Annotated in this window: 15 protein-coding genes; 4 read left to right on the top strand and 11 right to left on the bottom strand. The window is 64.7% G+C overall.

The window, feature by feature from the left end; all coding sequences use genetic code 11:
• The 8 genes from QOI01_RS06645 to QOI01_RS06610 all read right to left on the bottom strand — a co-directional run.
• On the bottom strand, nt 1-699 hold a 699-nt coding region (locus QOI01_RS06645), incomplete at its 3' end, for an EamA family transporter (protein WP_526379388.1).
• Nucleotides 700-783: 84 nt separating this feature from the next.
• Entirely contained in the window at nt 784-1,602 is an 819-nt protein-coding gene (locus tag QOI01_RS06640) for an acyl-CoA thioesterase domain-containing protein (RefSeq protein WP_526379387.1), read from the bottom strand.
• Nucleotides 1,603-1,672: 70 nt separating this feature from the next.
• On the bottom strand, nt 1,673-3,442 hold the full coding sequence (locus tag QOI01_RS06635) for a sigma-54-dependent Fis family transcriptional regulator (protein ID WP_526379386.1): 1,770 nt from the start codon (nt 3,440-3,442) through the stop codon (nt 1,673-1,675).
• A gap of 71 nt (nt 3,443-3,513) precedes the next feature.
• The gene (gene groL, locus QOI01_RS06630; RefSeq protein WP_526379385.1) at nt 3,514-5,163 is read right to left on the bottom strand and encodes a chaperonin GroEL; all 1,650 of its coding nucleotides are present in this window, start codon (nt 5,161-5,163) and stop codon (nt 3,514-3,516) included.
• Between the two features lie 144 nt (nt 5,164-5,307).
• A complete protein-coding gene (gene mimD / locus QOI01_RS06625) occupies nt 5,308-5,649 on the bottom strand; it encodes a propane 2-monooxygenase effector subunit MimD (RefSeq protein WP_526379384.1) in 342 nt (113 codons plus the stop codon).
• On the bottom strand, nt 5,646-6,752 hold the full coding sequence (locus QOI01_RS06620) for a ferritin family protein (protein WP_526379383.1): 1,107 nt from the start codon (nt 6,750-6,752) through the stop codon (nt 5,646-5,648). The genes mimD and QOI01_RS06620 overlap by 4 nt, the downstream gene beginning before the upstream one ends.
• Before the next feature lie 14 nt (nt 6,753-6,766).
• The gene (locus QOI01_RS06615; RefSeq protein ID WP_526379382.1) at nt 6,767-7,810 is read right to left on the bottom strand and encodes a 2Fe-2S iron-sulfur cluster-binding protein; all 1,044 of its coding nucleotides are present in this window, start codon (nt 7,808-7,810) and stop codon (nt 6,767-6,769) included.
• Nucleotides 7,811-7,880: 70 nt separating this feature from the next.
• Nucleotides 7,881-9,509 (bottom strand): aromatic/alkene/methane monooxygenase hydroxylase/oxygenase subunit alpha, encoded by a 1,629-nt coding sequence (locus QOI01_RS06610; RefSeq protein WP_526379381.1) that lies wholly within the window; start codon nt 9,507-9,509, stop codon nt 7,881-7,883.
• 184 nt (nt 9,510-9,693) lie between these two features.
• Here QOI01_RS06610 and QOI01_RS06605 point away from each other — a divergent pair, with 184 nt between their 5' ends.
• Complete coding sequence (locus tag QOI01_RS06605) at nt 9,694-10,608, top strand: LysR family transcriptional regulator (protein ID WP_526379380.1); 915 nt, start codon at nt 9,694-9,696, stop codon at nt 10,606-10,608.
• Nucleotides 10,609-10,994: 386 nt separating this feature from the next.
• On the top strand, nt 10,995-11,486 hold the full coding sequence (locus QOI01_RS06600; protein WP_526379379.1) for a hypothetical protein: 492 nt from the start codon (nt 10,995-10,997) through the stop codon (nt 11,484-11,486).
• Between the two features lie 168 nt (nt 11,487-11,654).
• Here QOI01_RS06600 and QOI01_RS06595 read toward each other — a convergent pair whose 3' ends face one another.
• Complete coding sequence (locus tag QOI01_RS06595; RefSeq protein WP_526379378.1) at nt 11,655-11,816, bottom strand: hypothetical protein; 162 nt, start codon at nt 11,814-11,816, stop codon at nt 11,655-11,657.
• A gap of 825 nt (nt 11,817-12,641) precedes the next feature.
• Between QOI01_RS06595 and QOI01_RS06590 the strand changes: the two genes are divergently transcribed.
• The gene (locus tag QOI01_RS06590; RefSeq protein ID WP_526379377.1) at nt 12,642-13,076 is read left to right on the top strand and encodes a DUF6632 domain-containing protein; all 435 of its coding nucleotides are present in this window, start codon (nt 12,642-12,644) and stop codon (nt 13,074-13,076) included.
• Between the two features lie 169 nt (nt 13,077-13,245).
• On the opposite strand, the gene QOI01_RS06585 is transcribed toward QOI01_RS06590, so the two are convergent.
• Both QOI01_RS06585 and QOI01_RS06580 read right to left on the bottom strand, forming a co-directional pair.
• Nucleotides 13,246-14,064 (bottom strand): rhomboid-like protein, encoded by an 819-nt coding sequence (locus QOI01_RS06585; protein WP_526379376.1) that lies wholly within the window; start codon nt 14,062-14,064, stop codon nt 13,246-13,248.
• Between the two features lie 9 nt (nt 14,065-14,073).
• On the bottom strand, nt 14,074-14,946 hold the full coding sequence (locus QOI01_RS06580; protein WP_526379375.1) for an adenylate/guanylate cyclase domain-containing protein: 873 nt from the start codon (nt 14,944-14,946) through the stop codon (nt 14,074-14,076).
• 279 nt (nt 14,947-15,225) lie between these two features.
• Here QOI01_RS06580 and QOI01_RS06575 point away from each other — a divergent pair, with 279 nt between their 5' ends.
• Nucleotides 15,226-16,302 carry an oxygenase MpaB family protein gene (locus QOI01_RS06575; protein WP_526379374.1) on the top strand — a complete coding sequence of 359 codons (1,077 nt, stop codon included), beginning with the start codon at nt 15,226-15,228 and terminating at the stop codon, nt 16,300-16,302.
• Nucleotides 16,303-16,306: the final 4 nt, after the last annotated feature.

Genomic DNA, 16,306 nt, shown 5'->3' with positions numbered 1-16,306 from the left:
TCCGAACGATGCGGTGGTCAGCTTGCGCAGCGCCAGCAGCTCCAGGGTGAACGGAACCACGGGCAGCAGGATGGCCAGACCGATGCCGAACAACAGGATCTCGGGCGTGACCCTGGGGATCACCGTCGATCCGACGACCAGGGTGGAGAACACCGCCGCAACGCCCATCGACACCGCCAATCCGTTGACGCCGTCGACCCCGTCACCCACGCGTTGGGTCAACAGGATGTAGCAGCCCCAACACACGGCGGCACCCAACGCGTACAGCACGCCGAGGAGGTCGATGGCACCTGCCCAGGGCTGGGTCAGGAGCACCACACCGACCGCAGCGAGACCCGGCCACACGAAGCGATTCCTGCCCTTGCCGCCGATGACTGCAACACTCAGCGGTCCCAGAAACTCCAGGGCGCTGGCCGTACCCAGTGGAATTCTGGCGATCGCGGCCATGAAGAGCAGCGTGACGGCCGCCGTGACGACCCCCAGGACGACGCAGGTCAAGAAGGTCGACTTCGTGAAGGCGTTCGGCCTCGGCCGAACGATCAGCAGCAGCAAGACGCCCGCCCAGGCCAGCCTCAACCATGCGGCTCCCTCTACGCCGATCTGGCCGATGAGACCGATGGACAGGGCGAGTCCCAGCTGCACGCACAGCATCGACCCGGTCGCCATCAGCGTTCCCGTGCGGGCTTGGTTGTTCGCCACCATTGCATTGAATGGCACGCGGACCGTTCGCGTCCACGTGTTATTCGTGGACATACCGTTCAGTGATTGCGAACGGTCAATCGGTCACGCCGTCGGTGTCCGGGACGGCAACGGGTCATCGGTGAAGTCGATTTGCGCGCCAGGGTTGCTGATGGCGGTGACCATCCCCGAGCCGAACGGGCCAGCGCTGTCGAACAACGTCGCCGTACCGGTGGCGACACCGTCTGCCGCCCAATGCGAGTCTGCCTGCACGCCGATCCACTCGTCGATCGGCAACCGCGCCAGCGCCACGGTGAGGTCACCGTTGATGTAACCCACCCCCGCCGAGCCGAGATTGGTGACCAGGCTGGTGCCCTCGGCGGCCATCGCAGCGTTCACGAAGGGTGTGTTCTCGATCCCCGCGACGACGTCGACGGTGCGGTTGAGGAACCGCTTTCGCGACGTGTTCTGGTGGTCGGCGATCGCATGGGACCACTGACCCCCGTCGCTGCCGATGTACGTGAAACAGGCGTGGTCGATGTCGCTCGGCGGCGCGAAGTCAATGCTGGCCGACCACTCCTCGCCGGACGGCGCCTCCGAGCGCCGGTACTGCACCAGAGTGGCCCTGGCCACCGGGACGCCGCTCTGGGTGAGTTCGCATTCGGAGTTGCGCACCCGTCGGCCCTCTCGCACCAATCGCGCCGCGCAGGTGGTCTCGACCCCGCGGTCAGCCTTGAACAGGTCGACCGTCAGGCGCGCGGGCATGAACTCCTCGAGGCCGAATCGCAATTCCACCGTGCGGGCGGCGAGGCCGACGAGGGCCGGCCCGTTCAGATGGTCGTCGCCCCAATGGCTTTGCGCGTTACGGGTTGGAAGGAACGTGTCCTCGTCGGTCTGCGTGAAGTGCGCCGGACGTGCGGTCATTCCGGAATCGTCGCATACACGCGATGGCGCCATGCTTGCGTGAGTGGCGTCGGGCGCGGGTTGACCGCCCTCACACGTCGATGCCGAACTCCTTGATCTTGCGATAGATGGTGGCGCGGGAGATGCCCAGCGCGGCGGCGGCATCGAGCTTGCTGCCATTGGTGGCTTCGAGGCTGCGGACGATGGCGTCACGTTCGAGCGCCTCGATCTGGGTGAGCGTGTGCCGGCTGAGCGTGCGACACCTCGGCGGCAGTTGGTGGACGTCGACCACGCCGGTACGTTGGCGTCCCACGACTTCCCGCAGTACGTCCTTGAGTTCATCCACGTTGCCCGGCCAGCTGTACTTGCAGAGTTGCCGCGTCGCGGCGTCTGACAACCTCAGGTCGGATCCTCGGCTCAGCTGACGCAGGAGCAGCGGCACCAGGTCGTGAACGTCCTCGATGCGGTGGCGCAGCGCAGGCACGGGAACGGTCTGGCCGACGAACGTCAGAACCGGTGTGCGCGCCAGGGGATCGTGTTCAGCGGCGCCGGTGGTCAGACCGAGCCACCCGCCGTCTTCTCGTCCTTGGCACAGCTCGGCCACCGCCGCCTGTACGGACTCGTCGAGAAGGTCGACGTCGCGAATGATGATGCTGAAACCGTTCTCGTCGAGTTCGGCGGCGAACGCCTCCAACGCATGCGCACCATTCTGAAAGTCGGCCGGGGTGAGTACTCGGGTTGGGCGCTTGATGTACAGTGCCGCAGCAGCTTTCAGTACCGCGTACCGGCCGGACCCGGGTTCCCCCGAGACGGCGACCCACTGCCGTTCGCCCACGTACCGCGAGATCACCGAGCAGCTCCTGCGCCACGACGAACTGTTTCCCGCGATACCCGGCAGCTGATCCACGGCCTGCCTGGCGGGAATGATGTGCGACACCTGCGCATCGAGGAGGTGGACGTGGCACACCGCCATCTGAGTAGGCTGCTGGTCGGCGAAGTCGTCGGTGAAGGAGATTCGCGCGCTCTGACCGCTCGGGAGCGGCGCGAGCAGGTGTCCACCGGTGCGTCCCTGCTGGCCGAAGTCGGCGGCGTGCTCGAGCAGGGCTGCCTGATCCTGGACGTCGAGTGCCCACCGCAGGCGCCGGTTCATCAGCACGACGTCGTCGCCCATGGCCAACACCTTCGACTGCGGAGAGCGGCGGCACGCCCGCAAATACGCGTTGAGCAGAGCGGTCTCCTTCGCGCTGGCGCGCGCAAGCAGCCGCCCCTCGATCTGATCGGACGCCGACTTGGCCAGGGTGGCCAGCAGCGGTCCGCCGTCGTCGACCCAGCCGGTCAGGTCCAGCGCACCGACGAGCGCACCGGACACCGGGTGGACGATCGGTACTCCTGCACAAGCAAGTTCGCCGAGGCACTCGGCGTAGTGCTCGGCGCCCCGCACCAGGGTCGGCTGCCGGGTCTCCAGTGTGGTTCCGATGCCGTTGGTCCCCGCGAACTCCTCGCTGTAGCTGTATCCGGGCGCGAGGTTCACCCGATCGAGAACACGGTTGAGCTGGCCGTCGGCGGCGATCCGTCGGAGGACGACACCGTCGGCCGAGGTGAGGACGACGCTGATGGGTTCGTCGACCAGCCCTTCGGCCAGTTGCCGGAGCACCGGATCGGCGGCGTCGACGAGAGGACTGTCCAGGTTCGGCTCGCGAACGAAGGGTAGATCGAGCCGGTCGGCGGGCACGTTGAGCGCACGGGATCGACGCCACGATACGGAGATGCTTTCGCGCACGGCCTGGTCCAGGTCGTGATCACTGAGGAATCGCTCGCGGGCACGCCTGACGTGCCTCACGCCGAGGGGCTGCTCGACCATGATGGGCCTACGCTACGCCGAACGATTGTGACCCAGGTCTCAATTTGAGACGAGCTACCCGGATACATCCTTCAGTAGATGTTCGACGGGCGCACCATCCCTTCCGCAAGATCGCCGAATCCCGGTGCCATGATCGCGCCGGGCTGGCCGAAGATCTCCTCGGTCACCGCGGTTTCCGTGGTGATGAGCAGCGCCGCGATCGACGCGGCGCTCTCCAGCGCCGCGCGCGTCACCTTGAACGGGTCAATGATCCCTTCGTCGAACATGTCGCCGTATTCACCGGTGAGTGCATTGAATCCGTGGCCCAGCGGCAGTTCGGCGACGATGTCGACGACGTCGTCACCCTCGAACCCGGCGTTGATCGCGATCCAGCGCAGTGGCTCCGGCAGCGCACGCCGCACCACCTCGCGACCGATCGCCTCGTCACCCACCAACTCGAGAGCGTCCAGTGCCCGGTGCGCCTGAGCCAATGCGGTCCCGCCGCCCGCGACGATGCCGGCTTCGAGCGCGGCGCGCGTCGCAGCGAGCGCATCTTCGACCCGAAGCATGCGCTCCTTGAGTTCCACGCTGGTGGCCCCGCCCACGCGGATGACCGCGACGCGGCCGGTGAGTCGGGCGATGCGGAGATCGAGCATGTCCCGGTCGGCATCGAGCTTGGCGCGGTCCCGCTGGGCCTGCAGGTGGGCAACCCGCGAGTCAATCAGCGGCTGTTCGCCGTGCGGACCGACGATGGTCGTGTCGTTCTCGGTCGCGGTAAGCCGGCTGCACGATCCGAGATGCTCCTTCGTGATCTCGGACAGTTCGATGCCGGTGTCCTTGGCGATGACGTGCCCACCCAGTGCCACCGCGAGATCCTCGAGCTCGGCCACGCGCCGATGCCCGAAGCCGGGAGCGCGAACGACGACCGACTGCATCGTCTTGTGCATGTTGCCACCGACGAGCAGTTGCAGCGCAGGCCCGTCGACGTCCTCGGCGATCACGACGAGCGGACGATCTGCACGCTTGGCTACCTCGATGGCGGGCATGACCTCCTGCACCTGACTGATCTTCTTGTTGGTCAACAGGATCAGCGGATTGGTCAGCACCGCTTCCATGCGCTCGTGATCGGTGACCATGTAGCCGGAGGTGTAACCGTGATCGAATTCGATTCCATCGACGATGTCGACCGACAGTCCCGGCATGTCGCTCTCCTCCGTGGTGACGACGCCGGCCTTGCCGACGTGGTCGACGGCGCTGGCGATGACGTCACCGATCGCGTCGTCATCGCTGGCCGCGAGCGCAGCGATACGGCGCAGGTCATCACTTCCGACGACGAGGACGCGGTGGGCCCGCAGCGCCTCCACCACGACGGGGACGGTGCGTTCGATGCCGCGCCGAACCCGCATGGGATTGGCACCGGCGTCGACGGATCGCAGCCCTTCCCGGACCATGGCCTGCGCCAGCACGGTCGCCGTCGTGGTGCCGTCGCCGACCACGCCGTTCGTCTTCATCGCCACTTCCTTGACCAGCTGAGCGCCCATGTTGGCGAACGGATCCCGAAGTTGGATCTCCCTGGCGATGGTGACACCGTCGTTGGTGATCGTGGGGGGACCGGTCAGCTTCTCAAGAATCGCGTTGCGTCCCTTGGGTCCTAGCGTCACCTTCACCGCATCGGCGAGCGCGTTGACGCCCTGTTCGAGGCGCAGTCGCGCCTCCGTGCCGAACCGCAATTCCTTGGCCATGGCCATACTTCCTTTCGAGCGGGTTTGTTCGAGCGGGGTTGGACCTGCAGAGTCAGTGACTGAATCTCGTTGAGGCCCAGCGGTCTTATCGCATCAGGGCTGCGACGCAATGCGCCATCGCAGGCGTGTACGTGTCGCCGGCCATCACTGCACGGTCAGGTCGAAGCCGATGTACTCGGCAGCGTCCTCGGGGCTGGCGAACAGAATCGTCTTGTCGTCGAGGTGGACCATGCGACCGTAGTGGGTCGAGCTGATCTCCTCGAAGATGGAGCCGTCGAAGTCCTGACCGAGCGCCTCGGTGAGCTCGTCGTAGTCGAAGTCCAGCAGGCGCACACCGTCGACCCGGATCATCGACGGGTACTCTGTGAGCTCAACCCCGTCCTTGGCACCCATGACCTCTGCGACGACCCGTCCGACGGGAGTGTTCATCAGCGTGACGCCGCACATGTTCGAGAACTCGGTGGCTGATCCGAATTGCATGCTCATCTGTCCAACTCCTCTGGGGTGTCGAGCTCGATTTCTTCAAGAAGGGCGGAGAACTTGGCCACGGCCGCGTCCATGCTCGACGCGAACGTGACTGCCTTGTCGGCTGGCGCCGACCAGATCGGTTGCAGCGCCTGCGCAGCGTTGAGGCACCGGGGCACCCAGATGCGCAACCAATCACCGAAGAGCGCCTTGTTCGCCGCGCCGTATTCCGAATCGCGGGTCAGCAACCGGAAGAGGTTGCGCGTGTAGTTGAGGTCGCGGTCGTAGTCGTGCTCGCCCGTGCCGACGATGGTCGGGGTGATGTAGTCGCCGTTTCGGGCCGCGATCTGCATGACGAGTTCACTGCGGAACAGGGAGCCAACCAGCTGCTCGAAGACGATGTTGGTGGCGAACAGCAGTTGGCACCAATCCCCCACTGCCGTCAGCTGTTCCACGACCTCGCGGGTGGGTTGCCATTCGGGCGCCTTCTGCCATACCGCCCGGTGAGCGCTTCCGTCGAACGCCTCCGTAGCCTCAGCCAAGTCGAGGTTGAACAGCGCGAGGTCCTGGGCGAAGCGCATCTTGTGGGCCGCGTTGACCGCGACCGCGGTATTGATCATGTTCGACGGCCCGGAACGCTGGATGGACGTGAACACGTGCAACGCCAATCCGTTCTCGGCGTGCATCCAGGCACCGAGATTGCGTTCGACGAACGTCAGCCAGGCCGAGTTCCAGGCGTCGTAGGCGCGGGCCCGCTTGGCGTTCTTCAGGGACAGCTCCACCTGTCGGACGACGGCAGAGTTGTTGCGATAGATGGTCTGGTTCCATTCCTCGTTGGGGTCGAGGAAGGCGTGCCAGTTCGACGACTTCGCGGCGGTCCACTCCTGCGGGTATCCGCCGGGTCCGTCGCCGAAGCCGTAGAGCCAACCCTGCGACAGGTGGCGCGCCGGGTCGGGCTGGACGTCGACCGTCACGTCCTCGTACATCGTGGCGCGGAGTTTGGCCGGCTTGAAGTACGAGTAGCTGCGGCTCTTCGAGCTGGGGAACTCGGAAGCACCGGCCTCGGAGTCGGTGAACTCGATCGTCGGGAAACTGCGTTCCTTGGGCTTCTCGGGGGCGGACATGTGATTCCTCTCGGCTAGCTGAAGAGTGGGCTGGTAAAGCTGTCGTAGAAGACCTGGTCCTTGGGCACTGAGCTGCTGTCGAGGAAGTCGAGCGCAGCATCGACCATCGGCGGCGGTCCGCACAGGTACACCTCGGTCTTGCCGATGCTGGCCTCGTAGCGGGCCACGACGTCGGTGACCATGCCTTCCTCAACGGTGATCGAGTCAGGTACCGAGTCGTCGGCAGACTCGGAGAGGCAGGCCACGAATTCGAAGTTGGCCAAACCCTTTCCGAGTAGCAGGATTTCGTCGAGATAGAACAGATCCGCCGCGGTGCGTGCTCCGTAATAGAACCGCACCGGCCTAGTGTTCTCGCTCTGGTTCATGTGGCGCAGCAGCGACAGGATCGGCGCCATCCCCGCACCGCCGCCGATGCAGACCACGGGCAGCACGTGACCTTCCTTGAGCGTGAACGACCCGTAGGGGCCGGTCAGCGAGAGTTCGTCGCCGGCGCTGAGCTGACCGTCCAGCAGCGCTGAGAACTTGCCCCCGGGATACTTCTTGATCAGGAACTCGACCTCGTCGGTCGACGCCTGGGTGGTCGCCATCGAGAAGGACCGGTGCTCCTCAGTTCCCGGGATGTGCAGATCGGCGTACTGGCCGGGTTTGAACTCGAAGGTGGCGGGCTCGATCGGAGTGAGCCGCAGGGACACGATGTCACGGGTCATGGGTTCTATCGCGGCGATTCGGGTCCGGACGTTCTGGATGGGGATCCCGCCGAGGAGTTCGTCCTCGTCGAAGTTCAGCAGTTCGATGGTGCAGTCGCTGAACGCATGTGACCGGCACAGCAGAACATAGCCGTCGTCGACCTCGGAGTCGTTGCAGGCAAACGTCGAGTAGTTCTCCATCTGGATGTCGCCGTCGAGAACGTAGGACTTGCAGGCCGAGCAGCGGCCCTCGCGGCAGCCGTGCATGAGATGGATGCCCTGCCGGAAGGCGGCGTCGAGGATGTTCTCGTCCTCGCTCACCTCCATGTCGATGTCCACCGGGTCGAAGCTGATCTTGTGCGATTCCGCCATGGCGCTGCTTTCTGGTTGGTGACGGCGGGTGGCACCGCGACGTGCGCTGGTGCCACCCACCGGGTCGTGATCAGACCGGCGTTCCGCCTGCGCGGTAGGCCGCGACGTGCGCGGTCCGTTCGTCGTCGGTCATCTGATTGAGCATGACGTTCGGGCTGTTGAACGTGTTGCCGCGAACGTCGTCGAGCGTCCACATCTTCCTCGGGTCGAGGTTCAGATGCGGCTGACCGACCAGGGTCTTGCCGTCGTCACGGACGTAGCCGAGGTCGCTGACGATGTCGGCGAGATCCTTGCCGTGGTGCAGCGTCTCCCACTCGCGGAAGCCCGTGAGCCGCCCCATGTTCGGCGTCGGCCGGCCCTCGTATTCGTCGCGGAACGCCGTCGCGTCCGTCCAGTGGCAGGTCTCCGAGCAGTACGTTCGCCATTGGCCGTCCACCTTGTCGACGACCATGTCCTCGCGGATGAGGGCGGGCACCATGCACGTCCAGCAGCGATGTGGGTACTCGTAGCCGACTTCCTCGAAGGCGATGGGCTTGTTGCGGCCCGGGTACGCCAGCCGGTTGTACGCCTCCCACCACTTGCCGAACTTGGAGTACCAGCCCGGGTACTTGTCCTCGAACCACTCGAAGTCGGTGTCGGTCATGGTGTCGATGCGCCAGTAGTTGACCGGCCAACCGGTGGCGAAGAACCGTGCAACCTCGTGCACGTAACCCTTCTCGGTGATGCGCTTCCACGCCTCCTCGACCAGGTCGTGCGGAATGGTCAGACCGTACTTCTCCAGTGGCAGAAGGTAACTGCGGTAGTAGTCGTCATAGATCCACCGCCGCCACATCTCGGCGTAGCTCTCGCGGTCCTTGCGACGGTCCTTGGTTCCGTACTCGATGAAGGTACCGATTGCGGCATCGACCACGCAGTGGTTGTTCCACCACGCATACCGCAGATCGCGCTCCAGCAGGGGGCGGTTGCGTTCGTCGGCCAGCGCCATCAGCAGAATCGAGTAGCCGTTGGAGATGTGTCGGGACTCGTCTGACTGCACCGAGTGGAACACCGTCGGCAACAAGTAGTCCCCATTGGCGGCAGCCTCGTCGGGCATGGCCACGAAGAGAGTGTTTGTGAAGGCGGTTTCGGCGACCACGGTCAGGTAGATGTTGGCCGCCGTGATGGCGTCGCCGGTGATGAACCCCTCGCCGAACTGCCTGCCGATGGTGCCCGCGTAGTTGTTCGCGAATGCCTTCTCGGTCATGTCGAAACCGGCGGGATCGATGTAGTTGTGCATGTACAGCTTCTTGAGGTTCATCTGAATCGTCGAGTGCCGTACCTCGTCGATCATCTGCACGGCGAGCCCGTTGTGGATCTCCGGGTTGGGCACCGCGTCGATCGCCATCGGCATCGCCCTGGCCGCCGAGATCTCGGGAAACGGGATGATCGACAGGAACAGTTTCTGCCATTCGAGCCAGCGCTGCTGCACCTGCCGGAACATGTTGCCGCGGATGGCGCCGTCCATGGCTCCGTAGACGCGGTTGTCCTTCTCCTCCTCCATCGGGAAGTACGACCGCATGATCTGCTTGAGCGGATCCTTCTTCGGCGCCTTCTCGAACGTGTAGTCGGTGCCGAACCTGGTGGCCGGGGTTGCGAACGTCGGCTCCCACGTGAGTTCGCTGATCTTCGCGTGCGCCTTGGTCAGGCTTTGTCTGCTCAACTCGAGCCTCCTGATAGATGGGCCATTCGTCCGCCGGGCTGGGGGCGATGCGAGACCCATGGAACCCGGTGAGCTGCCTCATTTCCGTCTCAGTTTGAGATGCAGATCACAGCGGTCCAGCTGATCGTGCCGGCATATCGGTCGATCGCACTCGATCCGTTCATGAATCGCGGACAATGCCGTTGTGGACACGCGGCGACTGAGTCTCCTGTTAGCGCTCTCCAGGCTTGGCTCGATGCGGCGAGTGGCCGAGGCGTTCAACCTCACCACGTCGACGGTGTCTCAACAGATCTCCGCTCTGGCCAAGGAGACCGGGGAGCAGCTCATCGAGCCCGACGGACGGCGGGTGCGTCTCACGCCGGCCGGCCGACGGCTGGCCGACCACGCGGTGTCCATACTGGCCGCGGTCGACGCGGCTCGAGCGGATCTCAATCCCGAAGCCGAACCGGTGGGCACCGTCCGCGTCGGCGGCTTCGCCACCGGCGTTCGCGTGTCGCTGCTCCCGATCCTCGGTGAGCTTGCCTCCGAGCATCCGCACATCGACGTCCGCATCAGCGAATACGAGCCCAGTGAAGCGTTCCGTCTCCTCGTCGACGACGATCTGGACCTCGCACTGACGTACGACTACAACTTGGCCCCCGCCTCCCCCGACTCCGTTCTGGATGCGCACGCCTTGTGGTCAAGCCCATGGGGGTTGGGGGTTCCCGATGACGGCAGTACCGACGACGTCGCCGACCTGCGCACCCACCGGAACTCCACCTGGATCGTCAACTCACGCAACACGGCTGACGAAGGCGCAGTCCGCACCTTGGCTGGCCTGGCCGGCTTCACACCGCGCATCGCCCACGAGATCGACAGCCTCGACCTGGTCGAGGACCTCATTCTCGGCGGCTACGGCGTTGGACTGTTGCCGTTGAACCGGCCCACCAGAGTCGGCATCAAGGTCTTGCGACTCACGGATCCGAGCGTCGTCCTGACGGCATATGCGGTGACGCGGCGCGGACGGGCGAACTGGCCACCGCTCAGATTGATTCTCGACCGTCTACGCCCGCGCAAACACAGGGTGGCGCAGCAGGATTGGCCGCGGCCGACGACGTGAGGCGAACGGCAGCGGCTATGAAGGTTGCTCGAACGAGATGTCGTTGCCCGGTGAAAGTTCAGCAGGCGTGCGGACATTGCCACCATTGAGGCGTCCAAGCTGTGTTCCGCAAAGTGCGCAAGCTGTTCCATCGCTGCTCGCTGGACAGCGTCACGAGCTGGACCGTACTGCAAATTCTCAACGGACTTGAACGCCACTAGCTGGTCTGCTACCTCGACGAGGTCGTCTCCTGGTTGCACATGGATCGATTGGCTTCCGAAACCCCCGAGGAACCCTCCACCGTCTACCCATGGAGTGCCTAGGGAGCCGCCAACGAACCCTCCACCGTCTACCCATGGAATGCCGCGGGAGCCGCCGACGTATTGAGGGAACGATCGGCCGCCCCTGTGCGTCAGAGTCAGGGTCGCAGTGCGATTCGTGGTGTCGATGGCTTCGATGAAGACACGCGTATAGGGCAGGTCAGTCATGCCCTCGCTCCCCAACTCCCACGAGTCACCGACGAGCAGTTGTTCTTTGCCGTCCTTGTTCTGCTCGAGGTACGAATGATTGTCATCGAAGGTGTGCACGAAGACGGCCGGCCAGGGCATCGCCACATCCCACCCACGTACGTCACGGAATTCGATGATGTAGTCGTCGATCTCGAGCGCAAGATAGCCGGGAAGCTCGCGGGCATGCAGCGGCCTGAGCTGAACGGTTCGCGGGAATCGCCTCTTCGTCGAGTCAATGGTGAGTACGCGAGACCGATCGAGCCAACCGCGGCCGCGCATGTTGGCCGCGTTCAGGCCTGGACCAAAAACTCCGTACGGACCGCCAGGTTCCATGAAGCACCCATTGAGGGTGCTCATGATGTCCCGCGCGTCCTGGTAGTCGGCCAGTGAACCGGCTTCGGCGTGAGTGTTCCAGACCGTACGGGTGGCCATCTCCTGCCCGAGCCAGCACGGTTGACAGTTGCCGCCGTCGCAGACAGCAGCCCAACCCCCCGTTTGGCCGAACAGCACGCCTTGGAAGGTTCATCAGGACCACACCACGCGGAAACCCATTCAGATTCACGCCGTTGGCCATCGCGGCGCTCCGCGCGAGCTCGACGTGCCGTGCGACATTCTGTCGAAGTAATCCACCATGTTGTTCGTTCCGGCACCAGCCGTCGTGAACATCTTCTCGACGTAGTCGCCGGACAACGGCTCGGCATCCACGTCATTCCCTTGCACCGGAGAATGGCCCCAAGGTGTGTTCAGTCCCACCGCTTCATCTCCCCCTCTCCTGGTCGACCCCGTCCCGGCTCTTGGGCGCGGTTGCACGTTGATGGCCTTTCGCCGGATACGAGGTCCTCGGCCTGGAGCAGATTGGCTGAGCGGGTGCAGACGTGGCCTGCAACAGCGTTGAGTGAGGTGGTATTGACCGTGTCGTTCTGTGCGCGAACGACGTCGGCGTTGCTTCGGTCAACGCCTGTTATGAGACGTCGTTGCGCGGGGTGATTGAGCGTGATGCGGATGGGGTCTCGGTAGCGCTGGGCGCACAGAACGGCAAAGGTTCCGGCGATCACGTACATGCCATGCTGAAACCCCCCCGGGTCCTCAATTGACGCCTGCGACTAATAATGCACTCTTCGGCCCCCAGGGCGACCGCTCGGCAAGCCATTTTGCGAGGCGCCGTCAGGGCGTCAGCCGCAGCGCGCCCGTGGCGTGGTGCTCTCCGCTTGCGCCATCAAACCTTCGATCGGATGAGCGTACTTAGTCGCGATGCGGGACAACGAGGCTGCTCGACGAGGTCACCCGTAGGCGATCGCGGCATCGGCCATGATCACGAGGCAGTGTGGCAGCGCCTGACTCTGGTTGCGCCGCAACGCGTACGGTCGAAGCAGTCAACCCAGGAGTGGGCCGGCCGATGACCTAGTCGGACGACGATGCAACGACCGTCTCGGGGTTCGGCTCAATCGAGTCTGAGCCGGGGCGACACGGCGTACCGTCATTTCACTATCGACGTGGAGATCCTGGCAACGCCGTATCAAAGGCCCATATCTCTTGGAGCGCGCAATGGCATCCTCATACAGCTACAGACTTCTTCAGATCGCGCTCGTCGGTTTTGGCGCGGTGATGATTCTTCTCTACCCGCTAGCCATGGTGTGGCCGTCGGGGTGGGCGTGGCATCCCGGCGCTCCCTACCAGTCCGACTACTTCATGATGATCGTCGGCCTGTACGCGACGCTGGGCATCTTCCTGTGGAACGCGGCTCGTCGTCCTGAGGCCAATATCAGCCTCATCTGGTTCACCGTGTGCTCGAGCCTCGTCCACGCCGCGATCATGGCGGTGCAATCATTCGGCGGCGGTCACCACATGGGACATCTGTGGGGAGATGTCCCAGCGCTGCTTCTCGCTGCCATCGTGCTGTCGGTTCTCGTACTGACATCCGGGATCAAACAATCTCCTGCCAACCGAGACGCAAACCAGGCGGCCGGTGCTCAGGCCTGAAATACCGGCGACGATTCTGTCTTTCGGCACCAGCAGTTGAGGTGGCAAGCTCCCGCCTGGCTCTGGTGGGGCCGCAACGCGTGAGGGTCGACGTGGTTCTTTCCCCTCCGCGGCGGAGGTGATCTGCTGCCGCAGTCTCCACCCGCGCCACCCACACATGTGTACGAATCTATTCGCGGCGACCGACCGTCGGCACCCGCGAATCCGCCTCCTGTCGATGAATCGGCGACTGTGGATGAAGGAGTGAATGGAGCAGCGTGACCACCGTCCCCAGCGCACCGCCTGCCAAACCGGCGGCCGCCGCCAAGACCATCGCGCCCTCGCTGCCGACCAGGATCGAATAGCCGAATGACCCGCCGACGGCGAGCAGCGCCACCCGTGCGGGCGTCCACCGTCGCGGACGGCCGAAGCGAGTCGCCACCACCATGCCGAGAATCAGCGCCACCACGTGGCCGACGCCCGTGAAGTCCGTGCCACCGGCGATGAGTACCGCTGCGACCGCAAGCCACCATCCGATCCACGTCGGACGCCAGCGCGTGGGTACCGCCGGGGTGAGGGCGCCGAGCACGGAGGCCGCGCCGTAGCTCGTGCCGACGTCGATCGCCCTGCTGACGGCGCCGGGCAGCCAGCCGAACCGAACCGCGGCGGTGAGTCCAGACGCCACCAGCAGAGTGGCACCCACGTGGCCGACGGCGAACGCGACCAGGAGTCGTCCACTACGCCAGATGAGCTCGCCGGCTCCGAGCAGGCAGATCAGGCCCGGCAGCCAGACGTACATCGGCCCGGCGTCGACCACGAAGGCACTGCCGAGAAGCGTGCCGACGTGCCCATGGCTCAGGTTGTGCAGATTGGTACTGGCGTGCTGCAACACCCGACCCTGGACGTCCGGGCCGAGCTTCAGCAACGTCGTGGTGACGGCCACCAGCAAGATGGCGTAGACCATGGTCACCCGAACCCGGGCCAACCGACACAACAGTCCGAACGCCATTGGGACCGACTATGCCCTCGACGCCTCCCCGTTCACGGCATCCGCTCCTGGCAGATCACTGCGAGTCTTCACCCAATACATGGTGAGGTCGTCGGGAACTCCGGGAACCTTTGCCGAGAAGAGTTGCTTGCGTACGCGTTTCGCCGTGATGCCCAACGATTCGAAGTCCTCGTCGGAGATTCTCTCCAGGGTGACGTTCGACACGACCAGTCCTCCCCTGGTGGCGCGGCTCATCACCCGAGCGGCGACGTTGACGTCGATGCCGAGCCAGTCCGAACCGATCCGCTGGGGTCTCCCGGTATGGATGCCCGCCCGCATCAACGGTGTATAACCGCCCACCTCAACGGATTTGACGGCATTCAGCGCAGCAAGGACGGCTCCAACGGCGGTGGCGGGATCGGCGAACACCGCCATCGCGCCGTCACCCATCCTCTTGACGATGTGTCCGCCGGCTTCCAGTATCGGCGGTTCCGTCACCTGGCTCACGCGCCGCAGCAGCTTCAGCGTGGCATCGTCGCCTGCCCTCAGCGACCACTCCGAGAATCCGACGAGATCGGTGAACACCAGCGTGACCTCGCGATTGGCTGGCCGCCCGGACACGCGCTCGGTCAGGGCCTGCCAGATCTGCAGACCCGCCAGGCTCACCTCGCGCGACGCGGCATACCGGTCAAGGATCCGGTCGGCCGCACGGGCCGCGGCCTGCGGACCACCAACGCCCGCCGCGGACAACGGATCCCCGAAATCCGGGTCGCCAGGCAGCGCGCGGCGAGCACGCCTCACGAAGGCGATGACATCGGGACTGTAGTTGGTGTTCTTCAGCCATGACAGCGGTCCGCTGCGATCCTGCCCGCCGGACCGTTCCTCGAACGATTCGACATCCACTCCGTCAGCCTAGGTGTCCCGTCTGAAGGCGGGCAATCACGGAATCGGGTGCTGGGTGCCATGACCTGCGAAGCCGCAGGTGGATGATCTTGAACGGCGGACCTGGGACATTCCTCACAATCCACACGTGCCGGAAAATCTGCTGGTCACGACGGTGTGGAGGACGGATGCCCGGCGGATAACGATGGGTGGCGCGTCGCTCGACAAGGTGGACAACGCGCGTTGTCAAGATTATGTTTGCTGGACAACCCGTGGGCGCTTCAATTCTGCGAGGACACGATGACCGCGACATCGACGACGACCGCGACCGCCGGCATTTCGACGCGCAAGGGCGTCGACCCCCTTGGTCCAGACTCGCTGACCTGGAAGTACTTCGGAGACCTCCGCACGGGCATGCTCGGCGTCTGGATCGGGGCGATTCAGAACATGTATCCGGAGCTCGGCGCGGGCGTCACAGACCACTCAATCCTGCTGCGGGAGCCGCTGCAGCGGGTCGCGAGGTCGGTTTACCCGATCATGGGGGTGGTCTACGACGGCGATCGCGCGTCGCGGACCGGCGCCCAGATCAGGGGATACCACGAAACCATCAAGGGCACCGATGCCGAGGGGCGCCGCTATCACGCGCTCAATCCCGACACCTTCTACTGGGCGCACGCCACGTTCTTCATGTTGATCATCAAGACCGCCGAATACTTCTGCGGCGGACTGACCGAAGCCGAGAAACGACAGCTCTTCGATGAACACGTCCAGTGGTATCGCATGTACGGCATGAGCATGCGACCGGTGCCCGCGACGTGGGACGACTTCCAGGAGTACTGGGAGGCAAAGTGCCGCGACGAACTCGAGATCAACCAAGCCACCGTGGACATCTTCTCGATCCGGATCCCCAAGCCGTGGTTCGTCGCGATGCCGACACCCCTGTGGGACCAGTTGTTCAAGCCGATGGTCGCCGGCCAGCGCTGGATCGCGGCGGGTCTCTTCGACCCCGCGGTCCGCGAGAAGGCGGGCATGCGATGGACACCGGGCGATGAAGTGGTGCTGAGGCTGTTCGGCAAGTTCGTCCAATTGGCCTTCGTCGCGGTGCCCGACGAGATTCGGCTTCACCCAAGGGCTTTGGCGGCCTACCGGCGGGCGGCAGGCCGCTCCCCCGCTGATGCCCCATTGGTCGAGGCGCCCAGCTTCACGGGTCCCCCGCGTGATCGCCGAGATTTGCCCGTGCACTACGTTCCTGGCGGGCCGCGCGGGCCACGTCCGTCGTCACTGATGGAACGGGCCGGGTCGCTGGTGCACACGACCTTCTCCCTCGCGGGCCTGCGCCCGGCGCGCAGTGGGCAAAAGCCAGGAAAGGCTGCCTGACCAC

Origin of the sequence: Mycobacterium sp., from assembly GCF_032162605.1 — a bacterium.
Taxonomy (GTDB): domain Bacteria; phylum Actinomycetota; class Actinomycetes; order Mycobacteriales; family Mycobacteriaceae; genus Mycobacterium.
Note: the sequence above shows the minus strand (reverse complement) of the source record. Positions and strands in the feature narration are given on the sequence as shown.

Coding starts and splice junctions, on each gene's coding strand:
- QOI01_RS06615 (WP_526379382.1), bottom strand. CDS start 7,810: ATGGCGGAATCGCACAAGATCAGCTTCGACCCGGTGGACATCGACATG.
- groL (WP_526379385.1), bottom strand. CDS start 5,163: ATGGCCAAGGAATTGCGGTTCGGCACGGAGGCGCGACTGCGCCTCGAA.
- QOI01_RS06575 (WP_526379374.1), top strand. CDS start 15,226: ATGACCGCGACATCGACGACGACCGCGACCGCCGGCATTTCGACGCGC.
- QOI01_RS06635 (WP_526379386.1), bottom strand. CDS start 3,442: ATGGTCGAGCAGCCCCTCGGCGTGAGGCACGTCAGGCGTGCCCGCGAG.
- QOI01_RS06585 (WP_526379376.1), bottom strand. CDS start 14,064: ATGGCGTTCGGACTGTTGTGTCGGTTGGCCCGGGTTCGGGTGACCATG.
- QOI01_RS06590 (WP_526379377.1), top strand. CDS start 12,642: ATGGCATCCTCATACAGCTACAGACTTCTTCAGATCGCGCTCGTCGGT.
- mimD (WP_526379384.1), bottom strand. CDS start 5,649: ATGAGCATGCAATTCGGATCAGCCACCGAGTTCTCGAACATGTGCGGC.
- QOI01_RS06620 (WP_526379383.1), bottom strand. CDS start 6,752: ATGTCCGCCCCCGAGAAGCCCAAGGAACGCAGTTTCCCGACGATCGAG.
- QOI01_RS06640 (WP_526379387.1), bottom strand. CDS start 1,602: ATGACCGCACGTCCGGCGCACTTCACGCAGACCGACGAGGACACGTTC.